The following is a 25,373-nucleotide window of genomic DNA, read 5'->3' as shown; positions in this document are numbered from 1 at the left end:
GGGGCCGGGGCTGGTAGGAATCCCGCCTCGAGTTCCCCCTTGCCCCGGAGGTGCCATGGCACGACCGCTTCGCGTGGAGTTCCCGGGGGCCGTCCATCTGGTGACCGGAAAGGCCCTGCCCCGGCGGAAGCTGTTCCGGTCCGAGGACGACGCCCTGGCGCTGGCCGCCCGGCTCCCGGACCTGGTGGACGCCTACGGGGTGCGGGTACACGCCTACTGCCTGCTGCCGGACCACTACCACCTGCTGGTGGAGACCCCCCGGGCGAACCTCTCCCAGGCGATCCATCGGTGGAACGGGTTCGTGGCCGCCCGCAGGCGGGGGGACGGCCCCGTTTTGCGGGGCCGCTACCGGGCGGTGTTGGTCGACCCGGACGAGTGGCTGGTGCCGTTGTCGGTCCACGTCCACCTGAACCCCGTGCGCAAGGGGCTCGCGGCCGCGCCCGGGGCCTACGGGCCGTCCAGCGCGGGGGCGTACCTGAACGGGGACCCTGGGCCGGTCACCACGGATCGCGTCCTGGCGCTCGCCGGCGGAACGGAGGCGTACCAGGCGCTCCTCGAACGCGAGACCCGGCGGCCGTCGCCCCCTCCCTGGGACCGGGTATGGAAGCAGGTGGTGCTGGGGGGCGAGGGCCTGCGGGACCGGGTGCGGGAGCTGGTGGAGGGCCGGGATCTGCGGGAGGCAGCCGGGTTCGGCCGGCCCGATCCGGTGGCCGACCTGGACGCCGTGATCGGTCGGGTGGCCGAGTACACCGGGCTCACCCCCGAGCAGGTGGTCCGGGGCAAGTACCAACGGGTGTTGGCCCGCAAGGTCGCCCTGTATCTCGCCCGCCGGTACACGGGCCTCACCCTTCGGGACATCGGCCGGGCGTTCGGCCTCGACTACACCTCGGTGCACATGTCCGTGCGCCGCACCGAGGAGCGCCGTCGCCGGGACCCGGCCCTGGACGCGATGATCCGCGACCTGGAGGCCGGGTTCGTGGCCTCCAGGCCGGAGCCGGCCCCCGCCGCCCCGCCCCGGGAGAGGCGGCCCCGCCGCCGGGCCCGGAAGAGGGACGGCGGCCGAGAGCAGCTCAAGCTCTTCTGATACCAAGTTACATTCGAGGTCCTTGCCTCGCCCGACGAGAACTCTCGGTTTGAACGCAACTCGGTGTGACCTCCTCCCAACGGTGCCCCATGTCCGTGATCCGTCTCGGCCTTTCCCCCTGCCCCAACGACACGTTCCTGTTCTACGCCCTGGTCCACGGCCGGGTGGACACCGAGGGCCTGCGGTTCGAGCCGGTGCTCGAGGACGTGGAGACCCTGAACGCCTGGGCCCTGGACGGCCGGCTCCCCATGTCGAAGGTGAGCTACGGCGTGGTCGGGGAGTTGGCGGCCCGCTACTGGTGCCTACGGTCGGGGGGCGCCCTGGGCTGGGGATGCGGCCCCCTGGTAGTGGCCCGGGAGCCGCGGCCCCTGGACGAATTGCTGGCGGGACCGGTGGCCGTGCCCGGGCTCCGGACCACCGCCTACCGGCTGCTGGAGCTGCGCGCGGGCCGGGCCGTGGAGGCGGTGCCCATGGTGTTCCACGAGGTCATGCCGGCGGTGGCCCGGGGCGAGGTGACCTGCGGGGTGGTGATCCACGAGGGCCGGTTCACCTTCGAGCGGTTCGGTTTGGTGGGGGTCGAGGACCTGGGGGCGTGGTGGGAGGAGCGGTTCCGGGTGCCGGTGCCGTTGGGAGGGATCGTCCTGCGGCGCGACGCCGGGGTAGACCCGGGCCGGGTGCAGCGGGTGCTGCGGCGAAGCGTGGCCTACGCCCTGGAACGACCGGACGAGCCCATGGCATACGTGCGGGCCCACGCCCAGGAGATGGACGAGGCGGTGATGCGCCGCCACATCGAGCTGTACGTGAACCGGTTCAGCCTGGATTTGGGGGAGGAAGGGTGCCGGGCCGTCAGAACCCTGCTCCACCGGGGAAAGGTGGGGGAAACCTTTCCCCGGTGGGAAGGGCCGCTCTTCCCCCCGGAAGAGCTTCCGGGAGCTTAGGCCGCCTGGCTTACGGCGGCCCGGACCTCGCTCAGGATCTCCGAAGGATAGAACGGCTTCGGAATGAACCTCCGGGCCCCGAGCGTGAGGGCTTGCTTGACGGTTTCCGCATTCAGGGTCGCCGAGGTGACGAGCACCGGGACCCCCTTCGCCAGGGGCGACGACCGCACCGCCGACAGGAACCCCAGGCTCTCCGGCGTGCGTGCGTGGTGCAGGTCCACCACCGCGCAGTCCACCCCCCCTTGGAGCACATGCCGGACCGCCTCACCCGGATCGGTGCAGCAGATCGTGCCGAACCCCTCGCTGCGGAACACGTAGTCCAAGAGGTTCAGAATGTCCGGGTCGGTGTCGATCAGTAACACCGTCGGACGTTCCCCGTTTGCCCCCATGGTCCCCCTCCCGTTCGCCGATTCCCCAAACAGCGGGGGAACGCTACCACCGTCGGGAAGGGGACGCATCCCCCCAAAGGGTGAAATTGATGCCCAGGAGGAGAGAAATGTCCCGTCCGCAGCAACGGCTCGGGGAGCTCCTGGTGGAGCGGGGCCTGCTGGAGCGGGCCGATCTGGAGCGGGCCCTGGAGACCCAGAAGGCCACCGGCCGGCCGCTCGGAGAGGTCCTGTTGGAACAAGGGCTCCTGGACGAGCAGGCGGTGCGGTGGGCCCTGGCCGAGCAGATGGACCTGCCGCTGGTCCATCCGGATCCCGCGGCCTTGGACCCGGACGCCCTGGCCCTGGTGCCCCCGGACCTGTGCCGCCGCTATGGGGTGCTGCCCCTGTACCGGATCCCGGAAGAGGAGGAGGCCGGCGCGCCCCTGGTGGTGGCGGCGGCCGATCCCTCCGATCGGGCCGCGCTGGCCGACCTGGAGCGCCGGCTGGGGATGCCGCTGCGGGTGGTGGCCGCCCTGCGGGAGGAGATCGAGGAGGCCTTGGAGCGGCTCCACGGCCCGGGCGGCCCCATGGACACGGGGGTCCGGGAGGTGGGGGTGTGCGAGGGGTGCGAGGACGAGGTGCTCTCCGACCCCACGGGCACCGCCCTGTTGCGCCGGCTGCTCGAGGCGGTGGTCGCCGAGGGGCGGGGCGGGCTCCATCTGCGGCTGGTGGAGGGGGAGCTTCGGGCCGAGGACCTGGAGGGAGGGGTGCTGTTTCGCGGGGGGGCCACTTGGCATACGATTCTCGTGGATCGGCTTCGCCAGCTCGCCGGGCTCGACTCCCGGGTGCGGGGGGTGCTCCAGCGGGGTCGGTTCACCTTCGGGGTCGATCCGGCCGAGGCTCGCCTGTTTCGGTTGTCGATCCTGAGGGGGGTGGGCGGCGAGGAGGCCCAGGCCCGCCTGGTGCTGCCCGAGGGACCCCCGCGCAGCCTGGAGGCCCTGGGGCTCCGATCGGCCCAGCAGCGGGAGCTGCGGGCGGCGCTCGAGCGGCCGGGGCTGGTGTGGGTCACGAGCCCCTCGGAGGAGGGGGCGGCCAGCACCCTGTTCGCCCTGCTGGCCGAGATCCCGGGCCGGGGCCGGACGGTCACGATCGAGGACGAGGTGTTCTACCGGGCGCCCGAGGTGCTCCAGGTGGAGACGCTCAACCTTACCCCGGCCGGCCGGCGCCAGGTGCTGGCCGAGTTGCGCCATCTGGAGTTCAGCCGCATCGTGGTGGACCGGATCGGCCCGGGCGGCCTGGGCCCCCTGCTCTCCCTGGCCGTGAGGGGACGATGGGTGCTGGCCGCCTCACCCGAGGCGAGCCTGGCCGAGGCGTTGGCCGACCTGGCCGCGCGGGCCCGCGACCTGCCCCTGTTCGGGCTCCGGGCCGTGGTGCACCAGCGGCTGGTACCCCTGCTGTGTCCCGGCTGCCGGGTGGAGTGCTCCCTGGGAACGGCCGAGCGCGAGGCGCTCCACCGGTGGCTCCCGGGCGACCTCCCCCTGTTCCAGGAGGGGGACGGGTGCGATCGGTGCGGGGGGAAAGGGGTGACGGGACGCCGGGCGTTCTTCGAGGTGCTGCCCGTGGACGCGGGGGTGCGCGACGCGCTGTACCGGGTATCGTGGGGCGAGGGGAGGGTGGACGACGTGGCCGCCCGGGTCCGCCCGGGCCTGGCGGAACAGGTGGCCGCGGCCGTGGCCGCAGGGGAGGTGAGCCTGGCGGAGATGTGGGACGTGATGTAGGAGCGGGGATCGACCCTCGGCCAACCCCCGGCCCCTGTGGGGTCGGGCAACGAGGAAGGGTAACTTGCGTTGGCCCGGGGCCGTTGCCGGCGGCGGGCATGGGGCCTGCTTCCGGCCGCGCGCGAAGCCGGGCGTTGAGATTCGCCGCGCAGGCACGGGGCACCGGACGCGATTTCATGGCAGCCCGGTCGGGAATGATCGGTTGCACGGTACGAGCGTTGGAGGCGCTGCGCGGCGAACAGAGGAGCCGCACGCGGCGCTCCAGCAGGCCCCATGCCCCCCGGGGCTTTGGTGATGGCTCTGGGGCCGCCCCGCCGCCTAGCTGCCCAGCCTCCTAGCGGGCCGAAGGCCCCTCAGGCCCCTGCGGCCGCCTGGACTCGTCGAGCCGGCGGAACCCCTCCATCAGCAGGCCCTCGGTGTCCGCCCCCTGCACCGTGCGGGGCCGGTCGGGGTCGATGCCGGGGGTGATCCGGAACCGCCCTTCTTCCCAGGCCACCATGGCGTACACGGCCTCCTCGCCCACCAGGTCGCCCGCCCGGGCGTCCACGATGCGGCCCTGCTCCAGGGCGATCTCCCCCGATCCGTCCGTTCCTTCGATGCGGACCACCGCCGTGCGCAGCCCGTGGGCCAGCACCTGGACCACCTCCGCCACGGTCAGGTCCGAGAGGCTCCCCTCCACGCCCTGGCCGGCCGGCCGCTGACGGGCCGCGGCCCGCTCCAGCTTGGCCACCACCACCTCCGGGTGAGCCGACGGGTCGATCACGTCCTCGGCGCCGGCGCGCAGGGCGTAGAGCATGTCCGCCGGGTGGGCGAGCTCGCCCACCACGAACACGGGGGTCGTGGGGGGCAGGGCCCCTGCCTCGATCCACTCCACCCCGGGCCGGACGGGCACGAGAACCACCTGGAACCCCTCGGTGTCCTGCGGCCCCTCACCCCGGACCACCTCCCACCCGGCCGCCTGCAGGGCCCGGAGGATGGGCTCGGGGCCGCCTTCGGCGGGGAACAGGGCGAGCGCCCGGGGCGCTCCCCCCAGGGTGGCCAGCAGGTCGGCCCCCGACACGAACCGGGTCACCGCGGTGACCGCGTCGGGGTCGAGCCCCGGGATCCGCCCGAGCCGGGTCACGGCCTCCCGCGGGGACCCCGTCTCCTCCACCGCCCGGGCGAACGCCACGGCGGCCCGGGCCAGGCCGATGCCGGGGGGGACGGGCTCCTCCCCGGGCAGGTCCCAGGCCCGTGCGGCGGCGCGCCAGGTGCGCAGCATCAGCCATCGGGCCTCCCAGCCCCCGATCCCGCTCCGCGCGGCCAGGAGCCGCACCAGGGCCACGGTTTCCTCGGCCCGTGGCCGGCGCTCGGCCGGCACCGCCTCTCGGGCCAGTTGCTCGGCCTCCCGGGCGAACGCGTCCGCCGGCCCGAGGCTCTCGGCCCATTCCGCCACCGGGTCCGAGTACACGCGGGCCCGGCCCGGCACCGCGTCGCGCCAGTCGCTGTGGACCCACACCTCGTCCCACCCGCCCCGCCGTCCGAGCTCCGAGGCCTCCGCGGCCGAGCCCGCCCGGGTCACCCGGAACCCGTGCGCCTCGAGCAAGGCCCCCACGGCCCGGGCCCTGCGGGGCGAGGGGTCGGCCACCAGGGCCTTGCGCCTCGCGTCCCGGCGGGGCTCCAGCAAAGGGGAGGCCTCGCCCCCTCCGGTCAGCGGGACCCCGCCCAGGGGCTCCGGCTCCACGCCCCGATACCGCCGGGCGATCTCCCGTTCCACCACGTGTTCCGGAGCCACCAAGGGCACCACCCTCCGGGCGCCCGAGGCGAACCGCAGCTCGTCCAGGGCCTCCAGGTCCTGGGGATCGGCCATGGCCACCTGGAGCACTCCGCGCTCGGCGTCCCACGCCACGGGCACGGCCCGCCGTCGCCGGGCCAGCTCCTCGGAGATCCGGGCCGTGGCCCCGGGGTCGTCGGGGCACAGGGAGGGCAGGAACGGCGGAACCCGGTGCTGGATCGACAGCGCCTTGGCCAGATCCTCCTCCTTGACGGCGCCCAGCTCCAGCAGATGGCTGCCCAGGCGGCCGGGCTGGACCTGCTGCCGGTCCAGGGCGCGCTCCAGGGCCGACGAGGTCACGAGACCGGCCCGGAGCAGGATGTCTCCCAGACGGGGGCGGGGGGCGGGGCTCATGGCGCCGCGATCATCCGTTCGAACAGGGCCCGGTTCTGGGCATGGCGCAGGGCCTCCTCCGGCGTGATCGTCTTGGTGTTCACCAGCTCCAGGAGGTGCTGGTCCAACAGCTGCATGCCCTGCTTGCGGCCCGTCTGGATCACCGAAGGGATCTGGAAGGTCTTGCCCTCGCGGATCAGGTGGCCCACGGCCGGAACGTTCACCAGGATCTCCAGCCCCGCAACCCGGCCCCGACCGTCGGCCCGGCGCAGGAGCACCTGGGCCACCACCCCCCGGAGGCTCTCGGCCAGCATGGCCCTCACCTGGTCCTGTTGTCCCGCCGGAAACGCGTCGATGATCCGGTCCACGGTCTTGGCCGCGCTCTGGGTGTGGAGGGTGCCCAGCACCAGCATGCCCGTCTCGGCCGCGGTGAGCGCCATGGCGATGGTCTCGGTGTCGCGCATCTCGCCCACCAGCAGCACGTCGGGATCCTCCCGAAGCGCCGCCCGAAGGCCGGCCGCGAACGACGAGGCGTGTCGGCCCACCTCCCGCTGGTGGATCAGGCACCGGCCGTCCTCGTGGAGGAACTCCAGCGGGTCCTCCAGGGTGATGATGTGGTCGGCGCGCTCCTGGTTGCGGCGGTGGATCATCGCGGCCAGGGTGGTGGACTTGCCGCTGCCGGTGGGGCCGGTGACCACCACGAGGCCCTTCTGGGCCAGGGCGAGCTCGGCCACCACGGGGGGATGCCCCAGCTGTTCCAGGTCGGGGGGCGAGGCGGGGATCCATCGAAACGCGGCGCCGTACCCCTTACGGTGGACGAACGCGTTCCCCCGAAACCGGCCGATCCCCTCGGCCCCGTAGGCGAAGTCCAGGTCGCCGTCGGCCTCGAGCCGGGCGATCTCCGGGTCCGACAGGATCTCGTAGAGGAGGTCCTCCACCTCGGCCGGATCCAGGGGCGGGTGCCGCGCCTTCTGCAGCCGCCCGTTCACCCGGAACACCGGGGGGGCCCCCGCGCTCAGGTGGAGGTCGGATCCCCCGAGATCAACCAGGTGTCGGAGAAGGGCGTCGATCCGCGGCATGGGCCGGACGGTAGGGCAAAGCCGCGGAACGAGTCAAGGGGAGGGGGCCTTCTGGGCCTGGGGCGGAAGGATCTCGGCGCAGAAGCTCGGGTCCCGGGCCGAGGCGATCACCTTCTCCAGCACGTCGATCGGAAGCCGCCCCAGGTGGATGAACCGCACCCGGCCGGCCGGGTCGACCAGGTAGAACGTGGGGGTGCCCACCACGCCGTAGCTCGCGGCCACCTCGAAGAAGTCGTCCGTCTGCCTGTCGTAGGCGTTGGGGAATGTGATACGGTTCGACTCGACGTAGGGCAGGATCTTCCCGTCGTACTCGGGCCCGTCGAGGCAGATGCCCACGACCTGGACCCGGTCGGACAGGTTGCGGGCCATCTCGGCCACCAGGGGCATCTCCCGCTGGCACGGAAAGCAGAAGTAGCTCCAGAATACGATCAGGACCGGTCGGCCCTTGCCCAGGTAGTCGGAGAGCCGCAAGGGGGAGCCGTCGAAGGCGGTCAGCCCGAACTCGGGCGCCATATCCCCCACCCGAACCGTGCCGTCCGTGGAGGAAGGCGCAGCAGCGGCCGGGCCGGCGGACCCCAGGGTGGCGATCCAGAGGAGGGCCAGGAGCAGACGGGCGCGTCGATTTCGTCTCGTTTTCCACGGGGTAGCGGTCATGGCCGTCCGTAACCTCCCGATCGTGCTGATCCACGGCCTGGGTGTGGATCACCGGATGTGGAACCTCCAGGTGCCGGTTCTGCAAGATGTAGGCCGGGTTTGGGCCCCGGACCTGCCCGGGTTCGGGGCGGAGCCCCCGTTGCCCGCGGCCCAGCGCCGGATCGATGCGTACGCCCGGTAGCTGTGGGCCCGCATCCGGCAGCGCTTCGGGTCGGGGCCCGTGGTGCTCCTGGGGTACTCCATGGGCGGCACCCTGGCCCTGACCGCCGCGCTCCAGCACCCGGACGGGGTGGCGGGCCTCGGGCTGTGTTGCACCTCGGCCCACTGGGCCCGGGGGCTGCGGCGGTGGGCCGGCCTGGCGTTCGCCGGCATCGGCCGCCGCCTGGCCATGGAGGCGTTCCAGGCCTCGGTGCTCCTGGCCTTCGGCCGGCACCACGGGCCGGGGTGGGCCCGGCCGGTGGTGAAGGACATGGTCCGGAAGGCCCATCGGCCCACCATGCGAGCGTTGTACATCGACCTGATTCGCGCCGACCTTGAGCCGGGGCTCCCGGGGCTTCGCATGCCGAGCCTGGTGGTGGCCGGCTCGCGGGACTGGCTGGCCCCGCCGGCCCACGCCCGCGCCCTGGTCCGGGGCCTGCCCCGGGCCTGCCTGCGCGTGTTGGAAGGGGCCGACCACATCCTGTGCCTGGGCCGGGCCGACGAGTTCGGTGCGATCCTCCGGGGGTTCGTGGAGTCGCTGGATCCCGGCTCGCGGGCCGGAGGCCCATAACCGCTTTCTCCGAGGTGTCTCGATGCATGTGGACGAAGAGGTCCGACGCTTCCTCGCGGAACAACCGTTCGCCGTGGTCGCGGTGAACCTGGACCTGGGCTCCGGCGAGGAGGTGGTGGTGCTCGTCAAGACCCGCCGCGACGTGGCCGAGGCCCTGCGGGCCGCCCGTGCCCCGGTGGAGACCGGGTGGGTCGTGGAGGCCACGGCCCACGGCCCCGTGGTGTGCTGGCTGGTGCGGTGCGAGGCGTCGGGTGCCGGGGACCTGGTGGGCGAGGTGTACCTGGACCCTGCCGATCCGTCGGACCTCGGCTTGCTGGGGTCCCTGGCCCGGCAGGAGCGGGTCCGGGTGGGGTTCCTGGACGAGGACCTCGAGCCCGCCTGGGTAGCCGAGCTCGCGTGGGACGAGGTGCGGCGGCTGGAGGCGGAGCAGGTGCGCGACCGGGCCGAGGAGCTCCTGGAACGGGCCGAGGCCTACGACTTCGAAGGCGCCAAGGAGGCGTTCCAGGAGCGCCACAGCCTCGACGCGTTGGCGGAGCGGGTGTTCCCGGAGGCGGGGGAGGGCCACTGACCCCACGCTTCATACCAAGTTGCCATCCATCGGATACGTATCCGGGGGCGGGGCAAGGGACCTGCCTTTCAGGAGTCAGGGCTCGGTGGACAGGAGACAGGGAAAACCGCTCCTGCGATTCTTCTGTCCACTGTCCTCTGAATTCTGGGCCCTGACACGGCCGCGCCCGGCTCTCCGGCAGGTCCCTTTGCCCCTCTGAGCAGGGGGCCCATAGCTTTGAATGCAACTTGGTATCAGCAGGCCCCCCGCCGTGGCCCAGGAAGGGGGGCACACCATGGGGGTGTGAGCTGCACGTGGGGTGACAAAAGGGCTTTTAGCCTCCCAGCAAAGGTTACTCCCGCGTCGCGAGCACCGTCTCGATCACCCGCGACAGCTCGGCCAGCCGGTAGGGCTTGGCCACGGAGGCGGCGAACCCGTAGCGCCGGGGCTCGGCCAGGACGGGGTCCGAGGCGTACCCGCTGGAGGCGACCGCCCTCACCCCCGGATCGATCCGACGCAGCTCCTCCAGGGCATCAAGCCCGCCCATGCCGTCCGGCACGGTGAGGTCGAGGATCACCAGGTCGAAGGGTGCCCCGGCCTCCTGGGCGGCCCGGTAGCGTTCCACCGCCTCCCGGCCGTCCCCCGCCACCTCGGGCTCGTACCCCATGTCGTCCAACACCTCCATCACCACGTCGCGGATGATCGTCTCGTCGTCCATGACCAGGATCCGGCGACGTGCCGGTGGGGCGGCGACGCCGCGCGTCTCCGGACCGGCATGGGAGGCTCGGGGGGGCTCCCCCGCCGCCGCGGCCGGCAACAGGATCCGGATCCGGGTGCCTTCGCCCAGGCGCGACTCCACCGACACGGCCCCTCCGTGTCGCCGGACGATGGAATGGGCCGTGGCGAGGCCCAACCCGCTGCCGGCCTGTTTGGTCGTGAAGTAGGGGTCGAAGATCTTCGGCAGGTGTTCGTCCGGGATGCCGATGCCGGTGTCGGCGACCTCGATCTCCAGGTAGCGGCCCGGCTCCAGGCCGGGGTGGTCGCCCGGCCCGATCTCCCGGTTTCGGGCCGACACCCGGACGGCGCCGCCGCGGGGCATGGCCTGACGGGCGTTCAGGACCAGGTTGGTGATCACCTGCTCGAGCTGGCCGGGGTCGGCCTCCAGGGGCCAGAGGCCGGCGGGCAGGTGGAGGTCCAGGGCCACGTTGGAACCCCGCAGGGGGAACGAGGCCCACTCCTCCAGGTGCTCGGCCAGGTCGACCCTGCGGCGCACGGGGTCGCCGCCCCGGGCGAAGGTGAGGAGCTGGCGGGTGAGGTGGGTGGCCCGGAAACAGGCGGCCTCGGCCTGGGAGAGCCGGGTGTAGGCCGGGTCGTTGGGGGCCACCTTCCGGCGGGCCGCCTCCAGGTTGGCCGAGATGCCCATCAGCAGGTTGTTGAAGTCGTGGGCGATGCCGCCCGCCAGCACCCCCAGCGACTCCAGGTGCTGGGCCCGAGCCCGTTCGGCCTCCCTTTGGCGCTCCTCGGTCACGTCCCGGAACACCAGGACCACGCCCACCACCTGCCCCTCGTCGTCCCGGATGGGCGCCGCGCTGTCGGCGATGGCGCGTTCCGTGCCGTCCCGGCCGATGAGAATGGTGTGGTTCGCCAGGCCCACCACCCGGCCCGTGGCGATCACCTCGTCCACCGGGTTGGTTGCGGGGTGCCGGGTCGTCTCGTTGACGATCCGGAACACCTCGGCCAGGGGCCGGCCCAGGGCCTCGCCCTCGGACCATCCGGTCAGTTGCTCGGCGGTGGGGTTCAGCAGGGTCACCCGGCCCTGGGGATCCGTGGCGATCACCCCGTCCCCGATGCTCTCCAGGGTGACCCTCAGCCGGTGCCGTTCCGCTTCGAGGGCGTGTTGGGCGCGTTTGAGATCGGTGATGTCCCGGGCCACGTGCACGCAGCCGAGGTTCCGGCCGTCCGGGCCGGGCAGGGCCGAGGTGGAGACGAAGAAGTGGCCGCGCAGGTGGGGCTCGTGGACCTCGGCGACCCGCGGCCTCCCCCCTTCGAGGGATCGGGCGTGGGGGCACTGGGGGTGCGGCTCGGCGGTGCCGTGGAACACCTCGAAGCAACGCCGGCCCACTAGGTTCCGGGGCTCGACCCCCAGCCGCTCGGCCAGGGCCCGGTTGACCCGCCGGATGCGGCGGTCGGGCCCGATGAGGGCGATCAGGTCGGGCACGGCGTCGAAGGTCTTCTCCCACTCCTCCTTGGCCCGGCGCACCTGGTCGAACGCCCGGACGCGATCGGTCACGTCCCGCACGGTCTCCACGATGCCGGTGACCCGTCCCTCGGCGTCCCGCAGGGGGGATGCCAGGATCTCGACCTGGCGGGGCTCGCCGGCCGGGCCCTTGTGAACGTGGGTGACCGTGACGGCCTCGCCGGTCTGCCGCACCTGTGCCAGCGGGCAGGGGTGGTGCTCTCCCGTGCATGGGGTGTCGCTGCCGTGGGACAGGCCGTGGCACGTTTCCGCCTGTGGAAGGCCCGAGGCCTTCCGGGCCGCCCGGTTCCGGAGCTTGACCCGGTAGTCCGGGCCGATGACCAGGATCGGCTCGGCCACCCCGTCGATGACCGTCTGGAGGAAGTCCCGTGCCCGGCGGATGGCCCGCTTCGCCCGGCGCTGGCGGGCGGCGTCCGCAGCCTGGAACAGAGCCAGCAGCCCCAGCAGGCCGAACACCCCGAGGCCGGGGCCCAGCACTTTGCCGTACCGCTCCCACAGCCCGGGGGGCTGGAACCGCACGTGGCTTCCCGGCGGGAGCAGGCCGGGGTCGATGCCGAACCGCACGAGCTCCCGGTAGTCGAACATCCAGGGGTTCGATCCCTCCCGCACCACGGGCAGGCTGCCGGCATCGGCACCTGCAAGCACCCGCAGGGCCAGTCGCGCCGCCGCACGGCCCTGGTCGGCGCCGCTCACGAGTTTCCCCCCCACGATGCCGTATCCGAAGAACGTGTCCCAGAAGCTGTGGATCGGCACCTTCGAGGCCTCCCGCAGCCGGCGGCACGCCTCACCGAACCCCAGGGCCACGCCCCGGTCGGTTCGCAGGGTCTCGATGAGCACGGCCACCGCGCCCGCGGAAAGCGCGCCGATGTCCTCCCGGGCCTCGCCCACGGACAGCCCGCCCCGGAACTCCAGGAGGCCCTCCATGCCCAGGGCCCGGGCCGCCGCCACCATCCGCTCGCGGTTCGCCCGGAAGGTGGTGGTTTCGGCTCCGTACACCACGATCCGGCCGAGATCCGGGTAGAGCCGTCGGATCAGCTCCAGGTTCTCCCGGAAGCTGACCGCCTCGGCCACGCCGGTCACCGGATCGAGCCCCCGGACCATGGCCTCGGAGAAGTTGTTGACCCCGCAGAACACGATCGGGACCCTGCCGAACACCCGGTCGCGGTGCTCCCGTACGAAGTCCAAGGCGTTGTTGTCGCACGCGACGACCAGGGCGGGGGGGATCCGCCGGTACTTGCGGGCCAGGAGCCGGGCCTGGAGCTCGAGGTAGTCCGACCCGGTATGGGCCTTGGTGTCCAGGTACTCGAACCGCAGGGCCAGGGTGGGGTCGGCGCGTCCGAACACGTCCGTCAACCCCGCGTTGATCGCGTCCACCCAGGAGAGCCCCTGGTGGTACGAGTGGAGCACCACGACCCGGCGGTTGGGCTGGGACCGTGCGGGCTGGGGGGCCAGGATGACGGCTGCGACGGCGACGAGAACCCGGATGAACAGCAATGCGGAGCCTCCGCAAACAGAACACGATATTTCTCCCCTTTTCGGCGGGGAGGGCCGAAACTTTACCGGTGGCCCCGCCATGGGGCGCGCCGGCCCCTGCGGGGCCCGGCAGTAGGGAGGGTAACTTTCATTGGTCCGGTGCTCATTGCCGGCGGCGGGGCATGGGGCCTGCTTCCGGCCGGGCGCGAGTGCGGCATCCGATCGCCGCGCCTTCGCATGCCGTTGCCGAAGCAGCCTGTTCGGGCGGCGACAGCGGAGGGCCCTGGAATTCGACAAAGCTACGGATGTTCGGGGGGCGCGGCGAGCCAAGGAGCCGCGCCCGGCGCTCCAGCAGGCCCCATGCCCCCCGAGGTCTTGGCGTCGGCGCTCAGGAGCCGCCTAGCGGCCTAGCCGCCCAGCCGCCTAGCGGGCCGAAGGCCCGAAGTTACAGGGAAGCAGCCCCTGGGCCATCCGAACGCCCAAGGGGGGGCGGGCCGGGTCGGTGCAGTGAATGCGGCCCACGTACTTCTGGAGCACGGGGCCAGGCACCCGGGGGGTTCCCCAATCCTTGGCCGTGTAGAGGGCGGTTTCCAGGTCCCGGGCCACGGTGTCCCCGGGGAAGGGGATCACCAGGTGGGCGTAGGACCGGTCGGCCTGGGCCTTGCGGGCGAGGTCTTCCAGGAGGTCCGGAAGGACCTCTGCGGGGCCCCCGGGCGGGAGCGGTCCCTGCCGCAGGAACCGGGGCTCGGGGGGCGATCCGCCCTCCAGCGCCTTCCGGTACTCGGGCTTGGGCACGGCCGCGCAGGCCCAGCGGGTACCGTTCCACGCCCAGAAGGCCACGAGGTTCCAGTGCTTGGACGAGAGCACCGGAAACGGGAGGCGCTCGGGATCGGGCGGGCCCTCGGCGAGTTCGACCCCGGTGGAGGGCCCGAACAGCTCCCGTGCCCGGGCTCGGAGCTCCGGCAGGCACTTCAGGAGCTCCTGGTGGGCCCAGCCCCCGGCGGGCACCCGGATCCGCAGGACCTCGCCGGCCCGCTCGAGGCCGGTGATGCCGTCCAGGCGACGGGCCAGGGCCGGGGCCCGGAGCCGAAGGTGGGGGAACAGCGCGGCCACGGGGAGCATCAGGCCTCCTCCCGGTACCACGCCGACGTCCGGTAGAGCGCCAGCAGTTCGGCCAGCGTCACCCGGAGCACGGCCGCCGAGGGCACGGCGAGCAAAACCCCCACGGCTCCGAACAGCTCCCCCCCGGCCAGGATGGCCACGATGACCGCCACCGGGTGCAGCCCCACCCGGTTCCCCACCAGCCGGGGGGTCAGCACGAACCCCTCCAGGGCCTGCCCCGCCGCGAACACCCCCCACACGGCAAGCACGTGGGCCAGGTCGTGGAACTTGAGCAGGGCCAGCAGGGTGGCGAGCACGAGTCCGACCAGGGTGCCGAGGTACGGGACCAGGAACAGCACGCCGGCCAGGGTCCCCACCACCCACGGCATGTCGATGCCGGTGAAGCCGAGCCCCACCGAGTACACCAGGGCCAGCGAGGCGCACACCGTGATCTGGCCGCGCACGAACGCGCCCAGCGCCTCGTCGGCCCGCGACAGGATCCGGTTCGCCAGCCCCTGGTGGCGGGGCGGCAGCAGGCCCACCACCCGCTCCCCGAGGCCGTTGAAGTCGAGCAGCAGGTAGAACGCGAACACGGGGATCAGGGCCAGGCCCAGCAGGGTGCCCAGCAGCCGCCACAGGTTCGCGGCCACCGCCCCGGCCAGGGCCGCGGCCCGGCTTCCCAGGTCCGGCAGGTTCGCACCCACGGCCTTCAGGATCTCCGCGAGGCTCGCCGCAGGGTCCACGGGCAACGGGCGGCCCAGCAGACCTTCGATGCGCGGAAGCCAGGAGCCCCGGGTGGCCTCCAGGTAGCCGGGCAGGGCTCCGGCGGCGCCCCTCACCTGCTCGACGAAGGCCGGGATCACCACCACCACCGACAGGAACGCGAGCAGGAACGCTCCGGAGAGAAGCAGGAAGATCCCGACCGCCCGGGGGATCCGCCAGGTCTCCAGCCGGTCGAGCACGGGGTCCAGGGCGTAGGCGATGAACCAGCCCAGGAGCAGCGGCACCACCACGGCCTCCAGGCGGGCCAACAACCACAGGCCCGCCGCCACCGCGGCCAGGCCCCACACGGTCAGGCCGATGCGCTCCCGGATCATCAGGGTTGCTCCTTGTGACTTCGGTTTCTGGTCGTCAGTCGTTGGTCGTTGGCCGGGGCCCCCGGCCCGCTGGGCGGCTAGGCGGGCAGGCGGCTCCTGAGCGCCGACGCCAAGACCACGGGGGGCATGGGGCCTGCTGGAGAGCCGGGCGCGGCTCATTGGCTCGCCGCGCCCTCCGAACATCCGTAGCTTTGTCGAATTCCAGGCCCCTCCGCTGTCGCTGCCCGAACAAGCGGCTCCGGCAACGGCATGCGAAGGCGCGGCGATCGGATGCTGCACTCGCGCCCGGCCGGAAGCAGGCCCCATGCCCCCGCCACCAACGAACCGGCACCCCGACCCCTACGGTCTGCTCGTCGGGGCGATCGTCGCCTCCCCGTCATCGAAGCACAAAGGGGAGCAGGAACAGGCAGCCGTTCCCCAGGGCGTGCACCGTATAGGGGGCCCACAGGCTTCCCGATACCTCGTACACCAGGCAGAACACCGCTCCTCCCACCATCTGGGTCCAGGGGATGGAGGCCGTGGCCAGGTGGGCCAGGCCGAACAGCGTGGTCGACGCCGCCACCCCGACCGTCACCCCCCACCGCACGCGAACGGCCCGGTAGACCACGCCCCGGAACAGGAGCTCCTCGAACGCCGGGGCCACCACGGCCCCCACCGCCACCAGCCACAGGGTCTCGTCCAAAGGCCGGGCCGGGCCCGTGACCGCCGCGAGCCAGCCCCGGCCGACCATCATCCGGGCCAGGAGCTCGGTGCCGAGGACCACGGCCCCGAACCCGGCGGCCACCCACAGCCCGATCCGCAGCCCTTGCCGGGCGTGCCGGCCGGTGAGCCCCAGGGAGCCCGGGGCGAAGCGGCGGGCGCGCCACCACAGGGCGAGACCTCCGGTCTCGACGAGCCGGATCGCGCCGGTCCAGATCAGGGCAGCCGCCGCCGATCCCGGCCTGGGCACGAGCCGGCTGAGGGCCGTCTCGGCCGCTGCCCAAACGGCCACGACCAGGGCGGCCTCGGCAACGGTCACCTCCCGGGCCGCCACCCGGACCTCCGGAGCCCGGCCCACGCACGCTCCTTCACGTACCAATCCGCCGGGCCCTCCAGCACCGCCCGAAGCACCTCCCGGGCGCGGGGGCTTGCGACGCGGCCCAGGGCCTGGGCCGCCGCGTAGCGGACGTTGATCACCGGATCGGCCAGGGCCGCCTCCAGGGCGGGCTCCCACCCCTCGCCCAGTCGGCCGGCCGCCCGAGCCCCATAGAACCTCTCCACCGGGCGGCGGGCGCGAAGGGCGGCCTCCACCCGGCCGGCCTCGGGGGTGGGTGAGTCCGCCAGGTCCCGTCGGACCCGCACGAGCCACGGAGGCTGCATCGCCACCGCTGCCACGAGCCCTCCCAGAAACCCGGCGCACACCAGGGCCGCCGCCTTCCGATGGCCCGGGTGGGGCATCCAGGCCCCCAGCCAGACAGCCAAGCCGGAAAGCAGGCCCGCCAACACCAGCGGGCACCCGTAGAAGAGCGACACCGCCGTGACCCTCCGAAGGGGTCGGGCCCGGTCGGCCCGGGCCGACAGATCGTTCCACGCCCGCCGGCGGGCCTGGGGGGGGCCGGCCCACGGGGCCTCGGCCGGGCCGTGGACCAGCCGGGGGCCCGGCTCGATCCGCACGTCCGCGCCGGAGGGATCGTCCACGCACCACAACCCGACCCGGGCCGCGGCCCCGCACAGCGCGGCCCGGTCCCCGGCGGCCGGGTCCGCCCAGACCGTGGGCTGGCTGCGGGCGGCCAGGGGTTTGAGGGCCTCGGCCGGGTACAGGGTCCAGCGGTAATAGAAGGTGTCCAGGGCAAGCGCCGGTCCGGTCTGCCGGGCCAGGAGCACCCGATCCCGGAACCGGGTGAACGGCCCTTCCGGGGCCCGGGCCCAAGGCAGGAGGCCGACCATCGCCAGGCCGGCGCACGCCAGGCGAAGGGCCGGCACCCCCCGGCCCGCCCGGCCCGCGGCCCACGCCGCAGCGGCCAGGGCCGCGGGCTCGGCCGCCGCGGCAAGGCCCCAGTCCCGCCCCCAAAACCCCAGCCCCAGGGGAACCAGGGCCGTGGCCCAGGGGAGGAGCCTCCCGGCCCGTCCGGGCGCAAGACCGAGGGCCGCCGCCAGAAGGGCCAGGAGCGCCGCGCCGCCCAGCCCCAGGCTCAGGCCGAAGAACACCGCACCCGCGCCGGCCGGGGCCCAGGAGCCCAGGGTGCCCAGGTGCCCCGGGCCCGGCAGGGCGGGAACGCCCGCGTCCAGGAGCGCCCGGTTCTTGGCCAGCAGGTGGAGGGCCGCCTCCCGGGTCCGGGCCGCGCCCAGCACGGCGCCGGCGGCGGCGCCGACCAGCAGAACGACCCCGGGGCCTCGCAACGTGCGGAACATGCGCGTCCTTTCGTGGGGGTTGGCGAAGCCTTCGGTGCCTGGAGTCTAATACGCCGTCGGCGGCAACTCCAAGCCCGGCCGGGGGGCACCTGGCGTTCCCCGCGGGCCTTTCGGTACAGTGCGGCGCACGAACCCCCTGTCAGGGCCGGTGGGCCGGGCGGCGAGCCAAGGGGCCGCACGCGGCTCTCCAGCAGACCCCATGCCCCCCGAGCTTTGGCGCGGTTCGAGAGCCGCCTGGCCGCCTAGCGGGCCGAAGGCCCCAGACCGTTGACCGTTGACCGAGGACCGACGACCGACGACCGACGACCGAAGTTACCGGGAGGACTCACCATGGACCGGGAACGACGCAGGCACGAACGCATTCCCAAGCGGGCGCGGATCACCTGCCAGGAGATCACCTACCCCTTGGGGCGGGCGCCCGAGCTCGAGGCCGAGATGCGCGACGTCAGCGAGGGGGGGGTGAGGCTGGTCCTGGACCAGCCCCTGGAGCCGGGCCGGCCCGTGCAGGTGGCCCTGAGGCTGGCCGGTTGGCACCGCCACACCTCGGAGTTTTTGAAGTATGGGGAGGACTCGGTGACCCGACCCCTGACCGCCATCGGGCGGGTGGTGCGCACCCGGCCGGTGGAGGGGGGGCGGGTGGAGGTGGGGATCGAGTTCGTGGACATCTGGGACGACCACTGGAAGGCCATGCGGGTCTACCTGGAGCGGGAGAAGGAGCGGCTGAGGAAGCCCCCTGCGGGGCCGGGCAGCGAAGAAGGGTAACCCGCAAGGATCCTGGGCTCCCCGGCGTGCTCGGCCGTCGCCCTGCGCCGGAGCCCTCAGCTCCACCGCCGCAATCCGTCGGAATCCTTTCTTGCAAAACGGGACACTCGCCGCCTGGCGGGCCGAAGGCCCCGAGCCCGCCGGGGCCCGGCGTTGACCCGTCGACCACCGCTGCCCTAGAGTAGCCGAAAACGCAGGTTCGACCGGAGGTTCGGTTGGGCCGAGGGAGGTGTGGCAGAGCCATGGACATCCGCGAGGAGCTCGACATCCTGATCCGTTCCCGGCAGCCGGTGATCTCGCTGGTGACCGGTGAGGAGGAGCGCGCCCACGATCTGGTGAAAGGGGTCGCGCAGCGCCTGAACGGGCGGGAGCTGTTCTTCTGGAACACGGTCATGGGGTTCCGGCGGGAAGGGGGTTCGAACCCCCTGGAGGAGGGGCGGATGGACCCCCTCACGGCGCTGCAGCGCATCGAAGGGTACCGGGGCGACGCGATCTTCGTGTTGGAGGACTTCCACCCGTTCTTCGAGCAACCGGTCATCGTCCGGATGCTCCGGAACCTTCTCCACTCCCTGCGCTCGTCCCGGAAGACCGTGATCCTCCTGTCCCCCTTCTTCAGACTCCCCCCCGAGATCCGCGACGACGTGCCCCAGGTGTTCCTCCCCCTGCCGGACTACGAGGCGCTCCGGGAGATCCTCCACGAGATCTGCGACTCGCGGGACGTGAAGGTGGACCTGAGCAAGGACGCGGAGGAGAAGCTCGTGAAGTCCGCCCTGGGGCTTACCGAGAACCAGGCCCGGGGCGTGTTCGTCAAGTCGATCCTGAAGCACAAAGTGCTCGATCAGTCCGCGATCCAGCTGGTGCTGTCGGAAAAGCAGAAGGTCATCCGCAAGGAGGAGGTGCTGGAGTTTTTCCCGGCCCGGGAGAGGATCTCGGACATCGGGGGGCTCGACAACCTCAAGGACTGGCTCAAGAAGCGGGACAAGGCCTTCAGCAGCCGGGCCAAGGAGTACGGACTGCCCAACCCCAAGGGGATCCTGATCATCGGCATCCAGGGAACCGGCAAGAGCCTCACCGCCAAGGCCACATCGGCCCTGTGGCGCCTGCCGCTGCTCCGGCTCGACATGGGCAAGGTGTTCGGCAGCCTGGTGGGGGAGTCGGAGGAGCGGATGCGCAAGGCCCTGCTGCTGGCCGAGACGATCAGCCCCTGCATCCTATGGATCGACGAGATCGAGAAGGCGTTCTCGTCGGTCACGGGCGCCGGGGACTCGGGCACCTCGGCCCGCGTGTTCGGCACGTTCCTGACATGGATGCAGGAGAAGGAGAAGCCGGTGTTCGTCATCGCCACCGGCAACGACATCACGAACCTGCCGCCGGAGCTGATGCGCAAGGGGCGGTTCGACGAGATCTTCTTCGTGGATCTTCCCCACTACGAGGAGCGCATGGAGATCTTCCGGGTCCATCTGTCGAAGGTGCGGCCGGTCATCCGCAACTACGACGTGGCCCTGCTGGCGGGGGAGACCGAGGGGTTCAGCGGGGCCGAGATCGAGCAGGCCATCATCAACGCCATGTACAACGCCTTCGACGACGGGGAGCGGGATTTCACCACCGAGGACATCCTGCAGGGCATCCGGGAGGTGGTGCCCATCTCGAAGCTGATGAGCGAGCGGATCGAGCGCCTGCGCGAGTGGGCCGCCGACCGGACCCGGAAGGCGAACAAAGAGGTGCACTGACGCGGCGGGGGCGAGCCCCCCGACGGCCGACAGCCGAGGTTTCCCATGTCCCACTTCTCCCGACTGAAGACCCGGATCGTGGACCTGCTGTTTCTGAAGCGGGCCCTGGCCGACATGGAGCTCGACGTGGTGGAGGGCCGCAGCAAGATCCGGGGCTACCTGGGCCGCAAGATGACCGTGGATCTCAAGGTGCGCACGCCCGAGGGGTACGACATCGGGTTCATCAAGAACGGCGACACCTACGAGGTTGTGGCCGACTGGGACATGGTTCGCTCGTTCTCCCAGGAGGCGTTCGTCAAGGAGGTCACCCGCCGGTACGCGTACCACGTGGTCAAGGACCAGTTGGCGGAGCAGGAGTTCCAGGTGGTCAACGAGGACCGCCAGGGCGAGACCGTCAGCCTGACCCTGAGGAGGATGTGACCGTGGAAGAGGTGAAGGTGACCATCGACGAAGAGGGCAACGTGAAGGTCACCGTGTTCGGGGCCAAGGGGGGGCGGTGTCTGGAGATCACCGAGAAGATCGAGGCCCTCCTCGGTGGGCAGGTGGAGCGGGAGTTCACGTCGGAGTACTACGAGCAGCTGACCGACGAGGAAAAGGCCCGGGTCCGGGAGAAGGCGTAGCCGCCCATGGATGCCCAGGTCCACCGCCCCCTGGGGGACCTCCTCGAGGAGATCCTCGACCGGGGGCCGGGGGCGTTCCCCCGTCACCTCCCCCCGGTGGGCTCGGCCCCGCGGCCGTACCGGCTGGCGGTGCTGGTGGGTGGTCTGTGCCTGGGGCCCGAGGTGGACGAGGTGCTCCACGAGTGGGTGGCCCGGCCGGACTCGCCGCAGAAGCGGGGGGTCATGCTGGGCCTGGGCAGCCTGGGCCACCCCTTGGCCGAGGGATACCTGGCCCGGTTGTGCCGGGAACGCTCCGCCCTGGACGCGGCCGGCCAGGCGCTCCGGGCCCTGGGCCGGATCCGGGGCCCCAAGGCGCTCCCGCTGGTGCTCGCCGCCCTGGAGCACCCGTTCCTCAGGGCGGCCGCCTGCGAGGCCCTGTCCGGGTACGGGGGGCCGGAGGCCGAGGCAGCGCTCCTTCCCTTGGCCGACGATCCGGCCGCGTTCCACGCTCTGGCCCGGATGGGGGCGGCGGGCGCCCGGGACCGCTTCCGGGAGCGTCTGGCCGAGGACTCCCCGGTGGGGGCCTGGGCGGCCCTGGGGATCGGTCGGTTGGGCGACCCCGGGCTGGCCGAGGATCTGATCCCCTGGCTCGCGGTCCCGGATCGGGAGAAGGCGCGGTCTGCGTTCGAGGCCTACGCCGCGCTCGGGGCCCCCGCAGGGGTGGGTCCGCTTCTGGAGGCGGCAGGGGAGGAGCCCGAGCCTTGGATGTTAGAGGCCCTCGGCGCGGTTCCGCACCCCGAGGCCCAGGAGTTCGTGGCCCGGACCCTGGACCCCCGGGAGCCCAAGGGGTTCTGGGGACGACTGTTCCGGCGGCGCCGATCCGAGCCCGCAGACCCGGTGCCGGTGTACCGGGGGCTGCGCCGGGCCACGGCCCCGGCGGCCCTGGAGCGGCTCGTGTTGCGGCTGCCCCGGGAGTCGGGCCGCCCCCTGCGGGAGCTCCTGCTCGTGACGGCCTTCCGGGAGGACCCCCGATACGCCCCGGACCTGGAGGCCGTGTGGCGCCGGGGGGAGCTCCTTCCGGCGTACCTGGCCGCCCGGTGCCTGATGCAGATCCCCACCACCGCGTTCCTGGCGGAGGCCGTGGCCGCCCTGGGGCGGCCCGGTCTGGTGGAGGCCGATGACCTGCCGGCGGGGGCCGATCCGGAACGGCTCTTGGAGGTCACCGCGGCCGAGGCGAACCCGGTCGTGAACCTGGCCTCGTTCCTGGACGAGGGGCTGGTGGACCTCGAGGATCTGGAGCGGCAGCTCGGGCAGAGGTTCGCCGCGGGAGCCTATCCCCCGGCCGAGGACCCGGAGTCGCGGTTCTCCGGTCCGGCGGAGAGGTCCCTGGGCCGGTACCTGTCGGCCCTGGCCGCGGCAAAGCCCGGCCGGCGGGAGGCCCTTCACCGGCTGTGGGCGCTGATGGTCCAGCTCGAGGACCGGGGAGACCCGCTCCTGGAGCTGTTCCTGTGCTGGGAGGGGGTGCACCGGGGCGGGCTCGGCCGGGCCCTGTTCCACGGCCTGCCCACCGCCCTGGGGCGGTGGATCCAGGGCCGGACGGACCGGGACCTGCCCGAGTTGGATCGGATCGCGGCCGAACTGCCGGCCGAAGGGGCCGTGGTGGGGCCGGTGCGCCACATGCTCGACCGGGCCCGGACCGCGCTCAAGGCCGAGTGCCGGGACATGGTGCTCCTGGTGGAGGGACAGGTGCGGGGCGATATGGTGCTGATCGAGGCGCTGTGAGGGTGGCGGTCCGCGGCCGGCCTTTGGCTTCCGGCCCCCCAGCCTTCTAGCTTCCGGGCTTTCTATTGACCCGGCGACAAAATAGACGCGCCTCCTCGGAGGGTGGGGCAAGGGTGGGGCAAGGGACCTGCCTCCGGCCGGGCGCGAAGCCGGGCATTGAGATTCGCCGCGCAGGCACAGGACCGAAGAGCCGATTTCATGACAACTCGCTGGAATCCAAACCGTTTCGCGGTCCGAGCGTCAGAGGCGCTGCGCGGCGAGCTAAGGGGCCGCGCCCGGCTCTCCGACAGGTCCCTTGCCCCTCCGAGCAGGGAGCGGTAGCACCTGTTTGTCCGCCGGGTTGATCGCTTTCCCGCCTTCCAGAGGTTCTTTTCGTGGCCGACATCGCTGTGGATCTGGGCAACTACAACACCCTGATCACCTTCCGGGAGGGGGACACCCGGTATCGGGGGCTGCTGAAGGGGGTGGCCCGGCGGGTGCGGGACGTGCCGGGGACCCTGTTCGTGCCCTCGCTGGTGCACTTCGGCAGGCAGCTCCTCCTGGGGGAGGAGGTTCTGCGGGCCGGGGTGTACGGCGACGACGCCACGTTCCGCGACCTCAAGGACCACGTGCTCCACCCCACCCCGGTGGGCAGGAAGGTGGGGGAGCGGCGGATCACCCACAAGGAGGCGGCGGCCGCGTTCCTGCGGGGGGTGATGGAGCGGCTGGCGGGGGAGCTGGACGAGGGGGTCCACGCGGTCATCCTGTTCCCCTCGGTAGGGGGCGAGGCGTTCCGGGAGTGGCTGGGAGACGTGGATCTGGATCCGGTACGGTCCGTGACCCTGGTGGACGAGGACACCGCTCTGGCCCTGGGGTACGGCCTGAACCTGTTCACCGACGACCTGGTGGCCGTGTTCGACTTCGGGTTCTCGGCCCTGCGGGTGCGGGTGGTCCAGTTCCACTGGATGGGGCGCGAGGCGTACTCGCCCCCCGTGATCAAGGCCTCGGTGAGCGTGCCGGTGGGCACGGCCGACCTGAAGCAGCGCATCCTCCGGGAGCTCCACGCCGACGACATGGGCAAACCCTTGCCCTCGTTCTACTGGAAGAGATTCGTGCTCCACGAAGCCGACGCCCATACCTGGGGCCAGGAGGAGTTCCGCAAGATCCTGGAGCGCGAGAACCTGGCCGCCGAGGTGCAGCGGGCCTTGGACCGGGCCCTGGAGGAAGCCCGCCTGGGTGGGGTCGAACCCGAAGCGATCCGCAAGGTGCTCCTGCTCGGGGGCGGCACCCGGATCCCCATCGTGCGCCGGACCCTGGAGGAGAACTTCGGCGACCGGATCCTGGGGACCCAGCCCGAGCTGGCCACGGGCCGTGGGGCCCTGCGGTTCCTGTCGGACAGCCCGGTGGACGACATGGTGCGCGACACCTACTCGCTCCAGGTGCGGGACCCGATCAGCGGAGAGTACCACTACCCGGTGGTGGTGGAGCGGTTCACGCGCTATCCCACCCGAAACCCCACGGCCCGCTACATCGTGAACACCTTCTACGACGGCCAGTACGAGCTGCATCTGCGGATCTACCGGTCGGCCGGTGGGGGACCCCGGGCCGAGGCCCGGGAGATCCTCTACGGCGACGACGGCCGGATCAGCTTCGTGGCCTCCCAGGAGGACGAGACCCACGAGCCGGCCATGGACGGGCCCCTGGTGATCCCGGTGCACCCTCCGGGTCGGGTGGGGGAGCGCCGGTTCCTGCTGGAGTTCAAGGTGGACGCCCGCAAGCGCCTGACCGTGACCGTGAAGGATCTGCGGGAGGAGAAGGTGATTTGGGAGGAACGGCCCCTGATCGAGCTGAGTTGAGCCCGGCCGAGCCCCACCCCCGGCGTCTGGGCCGGGCCCAGGTGGTGGTGGGGGTGCCGGCGCTGGCCCTGGTGGCCGTGGGACTGTTCGTGGCCTGGCAGCTGAAGGGGGGGCTGGGGGCGGCGGTCCTGGCGGGGTTCCTGGCCCCGGTGGTCATCGTGTTCGGGTTGTACTACGCGATCGCCTGGCGGCGTCTGCGATCTCGTCCGCCTTGCCAACGGCCGCCGACGAACGGCGGGTAGCCGCCCCTCTCATCCCCGCCAGTAGCGCACCGGGCCCACGTCCACGTGGACGAACTCCCGGTACGACCCCACCCCCCCGGCCCGAAGGCTCTGGGCGGCCCGGCGCAGGCGAGCCAGGGGCACCCCCGGCAGCCGCACGTCGGCCGCCATGCCGCGCAGGTGGTAGCTGCGTCGGGCCACCGCATGGCCGTTGCGCCGAAGAAGCTCGTTGTATCGGGGGGATCGGTATCCGGAGATGAGCTCGTAGGATTCGTCGGCCCGGCCCAGGGCGGACCCCAGCCGGTCGAGCAGGAGATACAGCTTCGGATCGATGGGGCGCACCTCCCCCGTGTAGTGGCAACGGAACAGGCGGTTCAACGCCTCCAGCCCCGCGGGGTTCCACCCGCCGCCCGGGTCCAGGTACCGCGCCCGGCAGGTCTCGCCGGTGTGGACGTTGCCCACCGCCAGAACCCCTGTGGGCGGGGCGGATTGCGCGGCCCACGCCTCGTCGCCCAGCCATTGGGGCAGCATCAGCCCCCCGCACGCGAGAGCGATCCGTCCCAACGCCTCCCTTCGGTTCACTCGGCCTCCTTTCCCCCGGCGGCCGCGGATTCTACGAGCTCCAAGCCGCGAACACAACCCGCGCCGCAGCCCCTGCTGCGGGCCCGGGGGCGCCCGTCGTTCCATCAGGCTCCGTGCCCCCGAGGTTTTGGCGGGGCTTGCGAGCCGCCCCGACCGACGACCGAGGTCGTCCGGAAGGTG

The 25,373-nt window shown here is 72.4% G+C and carries 21 protein-coding genes and 1 pseudogene; 12 read left to right on the top strand and 10 right to left on the bottom strand.

Going from position 1 to position 25,373, the window contains the following annotated elements; genetic code table 11:
• The first annotated feature begins 55 nt into the window (after positions 1–55).
• Positions 56–1,084 (top strand): helix-turn-helix domain-containing protein, encoded by a 1,029-nt coding sequence (locus DEFCA_RS0110285; protein WP_025322938.1) that lies wholly within the window; start codon positions 56–58, stop codon positions 1,082–1,084.
• An 89-nt stretch (positions 1,085–1,173) separates the two neighbouring features.
• A complete protein-coding gene (locus DEFCA_RS0110280; protein WP_025322937.1) occupies positions 1,174–2,022 on the top strand; it encodes a 1,4-dihydroxy-6-naphthoate synthase in 849 nt (282 codons plus the stop codon).
• Here DEFCA_RS0110280 and DEFCA_RS0110275 read toward each other — a convergent pair.
• Entirely contained in the window at positions 2,019–2,384 is a 366-nt protein-coding gene (locus tag DEFCA_RS0110275; protein ID WP_169709542.1) for a response regulator, read from the bottom strand. The two genes, DEFCA_RS0110280 and DEFCA_RS0110275, sit on opposite strands and share 4 nt — an antisense overlap.
• Positions 2,385–2,518: 134 nt before the next feature.
• Between DEFCA_RS0110275 and DEFCA_RS0110270 the strand changes: the two genes are divergently transcribed.
• Positions 2,519–4,168 carry a GspE/PulE family protein gene (locus DEFCA_RS0110270; RefSeq protein ID WP_025322935.1) on the top strand — a complete coding sequence of 550 codons (1,650 nt, stop codon included), beginning with the start codon at positions 2,519–2,521 and terminating at the stop codon, positions 4,166–4,168.
• A gap of 334 nt (positions 4,169–4,502) precedes the next feature.
• On the opposite strand, the gene DEFCA_RS20665 is transcribed toward DEFCA_RS0110270, so the two are convergent.
• Genes DEFCA_RS20665 through DEFCA_RS0110255 form a run of 3 tightly spaced genes read right to left on the bottom strand, consistent with a single transcriptional unit; the run spans position 4,503 to position 8,047 of the window.
• Positions 4,503–6,335 (bottom strand): DUF4388 domain-containing protein, encoded by a 1,833-nt coding sequence (locus tag DEFCA_RS20665; RefSeq protein ID WP_025322934.1) that lies wholly within the window; start codon positions 6,333–6,335, stop codon positions 4,503–4,505.
• On the bottom strand, positions 6,332–7,393 hold the full coding sequence (locus DEFCA_RS0110260) for a type IV pilus twitching motility protein PilT (protein ID WP_025322933.1): 1,062 nt from the start codon (positions 7,391–7,393) through the stop codon (positions 6,332–6,334). The genes DEFCA_RS20665 and DEFCA_RS0110260 overlap by 4 nt, the downstream gene beginning before the upstream one ends.
• Before the next feature lie 33 nt (positions 7,394–7,426).
• Positions 7,427–8,047 carry a TlpA family protein disulfide reductase gene (locus tag DEFCA_RS0110255; RefSeq protein ID WP_084319073.1) on the bottom strand — a complete coding sequence of 207 codons (621 nt, stop codon included), beginning with the start codon at positions 8,045–8,047 and terminating at the stop codon, positions 7,427–7,429.
• Here DEFCA_RS0110255 and DEFCA_RS0110245 point away from each other — a divergent pair.
• Together DEFCA_RS0110245 and DEFCA_RS0110240 are read left to right on the top strand one after the other, a co-directional pair.
• A pseudogene (locus DEFCA_RS0110245) lies at positions 8,046–8,816 on the top strand (alpha/beta fold hydrolase). The gene DEFCA_RS0110255 and the pseudogene DEFCA_RS0110245 sit on opposite strands and share 2 nt — an antisense overlap.
• A 22-nt stretch (positions 8,817–8,838) precedes the next feature.
• Positions 8,839–9,384 (top strand): hypothetical protein, encoded by a 546-nt coding sequence (locus DEFCA_RS0110240; RefSeq protein WP_025322929.1) that lies wholly within the window; start codon positions 8,839–8,841, stop codon positions 9,382–9,384.
• A gap of 331 nt (positions 9,385–9,715) precedes the next feature.
• On the opposite strand, the gene DEFCA_RS20660 is transcribed toward DEFCA_RS0110240, so the two are convergent.
• From DEFCA_RS20660 to DEFCA_RS19455, 5 genes are all read right to left on the bottom strand, one after another.
• Entirely contained in the window at positions 9,716–13,114 is a 3,399-nt protein-coding gene (locus DEFCA_RS20660; protein ID WP_025322928.1) for a hybrid sensor histidine kinase/response regulator, read from the bottom strand.
• A gap of 402 nt (positions 13,115–13,516) precedes the next feature.
• Entirely contained in the window at positions 13,517–14,215 is a 699-nt protein-coding gene (locus DEFCA_RS0110230) for a hypothetical protein (protein ID WP_025322927.1), read from the bottom strand.
• A complete protein-coding gene (locus DEFCA_RS0110225; protein ID WP_025322926.1) occupies positions 14,215–15,291 on the bottom strand; it encodes an AI-2E family transporter in 1,077 nt (358 codons plus the stop codon). The genes DEFCA_RS0110230 and DEFCA_RS0110225 overlap by 1 nt, the downstream gene beginning before the upstream one ends.
• A 376-nt stretch (positions 15,292–15,667) precedes the next feature.
• Positions 15,668–16,348 (bottom strand): CPBP family intramembrane glutamic endopeptidase, encoded by a 681-nt coding sequence (locus DEFCA_RS0110220; RefSeq protein WP_025322925.1) that lies wholly within the window; start codon positions 16,346–16,348, stop codon positions 15,668–15,670.
• On the bottom strand, positions 16,306–17,682 hold the full coding sequence (locus DEFCA_RS19455) for a HEAT repeat domain-containing protein (RefSeq protein WP_025322924.1): 1,377 nt from the start codon (positions 17,680–17,682) through the stop codon (positions 16,306–16,308). Before DEFCA_RS19455 ends, DEFCA_RS0110220 begins: the two co-directional genes overlap by 43 nt.
• Before the next feature lie 330 nt (positions 17,683–18,012).
• Between DEFCA_RS19455 and DEFCA_RS0110210 the strand changes: the two genes are divergently transcribed.
• From DEFCA_RS0110210 to DEFCA_RS0110180, 7 genes are all read left to right on the top strand, one after another.
• On the top strand, positions 18,013–18,444 hold the full coding sequence (locus DEFCA_RS0110210) for a PilZ domain-containing protein (protein ID WP_025322923.1): 432 nt from the start codon (positions 18,013–18,015) through the stop codon (positions 18,442–18,444).
• A 242-nt stretch (positions 18,445–18,686) separates the two neighbouring features.
• Positions 18,687–20,174: an AAA family ATPase gene (locus DEFCA_RS0110205; protein ID WP_025322922.1), complete on the top strand. Its 1,488-nt coding sequence runs from the start codon at positions 18,687–18,689 to the stop codon at positions 20,172–20,174.
• A 45-nt stretch (positions 20,175–20,219) separates the two neighbouring features.
• Positions 20,220–20,594 (top strand): DUF1257 domain-containing protein, encoded by a 375-nt coding sequence (locus DEFCA_RS0110200; protein ID WP_025322921.1) that lies wholly within the window; start codon positions 20,220–20,222, stop codon positions 20,592–20,594.
• Between the two features lie 2 nt (positions 20,595–20,596).
• The gene (locus DEFCA_RS0110195; protein WP_169709540.1) at positions 20,597–20,794 is read left to right on the top strand and encodes a DUF2997 domain-containing protein; all 198 of its coding nucleotides are present in this window, start codon (positions 20,597–20,599) and stop codon (positions 20,792–20,794) included.
• Between the two features lie 6 nt (positions 20,795–20,800).
• Positions 20,801–22,555 (top strand): HEAT repeat domain-containing protein, encoded by a 1,755-nt coding sequence (locus DEFCA_RS0110190; protein WP_025322919.1) that lies wholly within the window; start codon positions 20,801–20,803, stop codon positions 22,553–22,555.
• Between the two features lie 374 nt (positions 22,556–22,929).
• Positions 22,930–24,390 carry an Hsp70 family protein gene (locus DEFCA_RS0110185; RefSeq protein ID WP_025322918.1) on the top strand — a complete coding sequence of 487 codons (1,461 nt, stop codon included), beginning with the start codon at positions 22,930–22,932 and terminating at the stop codon, positions 24,388–24,390.
• Entirely contained in the window at positions 24,387–24,632 is a 246-nt protein-coding gene (locus DEFCA_RS0110180; RefSeq protein WP_025322917.1) for a hypothetical protein, read from the top strand. Before DEFCA_RS0110185 ends, DEFCA_RS0110180 begins: the two co-directional genes overlap by 4 nt.
• A gap of 9 nt (positions 24,633–24,641) precedes the next feature.
• Here the strand turns inward: DEFCA_RS0110180 and DEFCA_RS19445 are convergent, their stop codons facing one another.
• Positions 24,642–25,193, bottom strand: coding sequence for a DUF882 domain-containing protein (locus DEFCA_RS19445; protein WP_025322916.1), 552 nt, complete (start codon positions 25,191–25,193; stop codon positions 24,642–24,644).
• Positions 25,194–25,373 lie beyond the last annotated feature (180 nt).

Source organism: Deferrisoma camini S3R1, from assembly GCF_000526155.1.
Taxonomy (GTDB): domain Bacteria; phylum Desulfobacterota; class Deferrisomatia; order Deferrisomatales; family Deferrisomataceae; genus Deferrisoma; species Deferrisoma camini.
This window is presented reverse-complemented; position numbering and strand designations above follow the sequence as displayed.

Coding starts and splice junctions, on each gene's coding strand:
- DEFCA_RS0110285 (WP_025322938.1), top strand. CDS start 56: ATGGCACGACCGCTTCGCGTGGAGTTCCCGGGGGCCGTCCATCTGGTG.
- DEFCA_RS0110280 (WP_025322937.1), top strand. CDS start 1,174: ATGTCCGTGATCCGTCTCGGCCTTTCCCCCTGCCCCAACGACACGTTC.
- DEFCA_RS0110270 (WP_025322935.1), top strand. CDS start 2,519: ATGTCCCGTCCGCAGCAACGGCTCGGGGAGCTCCTGGTGGAGCGGGGC.
- DEFCA_RS20665 (WP_025322934.1), bottom strand. CDS start 6,335: ATGAGCCCCGCCCCCCGCCCCCGTCTGGGAGACATCCTGCTCCGGGCC.
- DEFCA_RS0110260 (WP_025322933.1), bottom strand. CDS start 7,393: ATGCCGCGGATCGACGCCCTTCTCCGACACCTGGTTGATCTCGGGGGA.
- DEFCA_RS0110255 (WP_084319073.1), bottom strand. CDS start 8,047: ATGACCGCTACCCCGTGGAAAACGAGACGAAATCGACGCGCCCGTCTG.
- DEFCA_RS0110240 (WP_025322929.1), top strand. CDS start 8,839: ATGCATGTGGACGAAGAGGTCCGACGCTTCCTCGCGGAACAACCGTTC.
- DEFCA_RS0110230 (WP_025322927.1), bottom strand. CDS start 14,215: ATGCTCCCCGTGGCCGCGCTGTTCCCCCACCTTCGGCTCCGGGCCCCG.
- DEFCA_RS0110225 (WP_025322926.1), bottom strand. CDS start 15,291: ATGATCCGGGAGCGCATCGGCCTGACCGTGTGGGGCCTGGCCGCGGTG.
- DEFCA_RS19455 (WP_025322924.1), bottom strand. CDS start 17,682: ATGTTCCGCACGTTGCGAGGCCCCGGGGTCGTTCTGCTGGTCGGCGCC.
- DEFCA_RS0110210 (WP_025322923.1), top strand. CDS start 18,013: ATGGACCGGGAACGACGCAGGCACGAACGCATTCCCAAGCGGGCGCGG.
- DEFCA_RS0110205 (WP_025322922.1), top strand. CDS start 18,687: ATGGACATCCGCGAGGAGCTCGACATCCTGATCCGTTCCCGGCAGCCG.
- DEFCA_RS0110200 (WP_025322921.1), top strand. CDS start 20,220: ATGTCCCACTTCTCCCGACTGAAGACCCGGATCGTGGACCTGCTGTTT.
- DEFCA_RS0110190 (WP_025322919.1), top strand. CDS start 20,801: ATGGATGCCCAGGTCCACCGCCCCCTGGGGGACCTCCTCGAGGAGATC.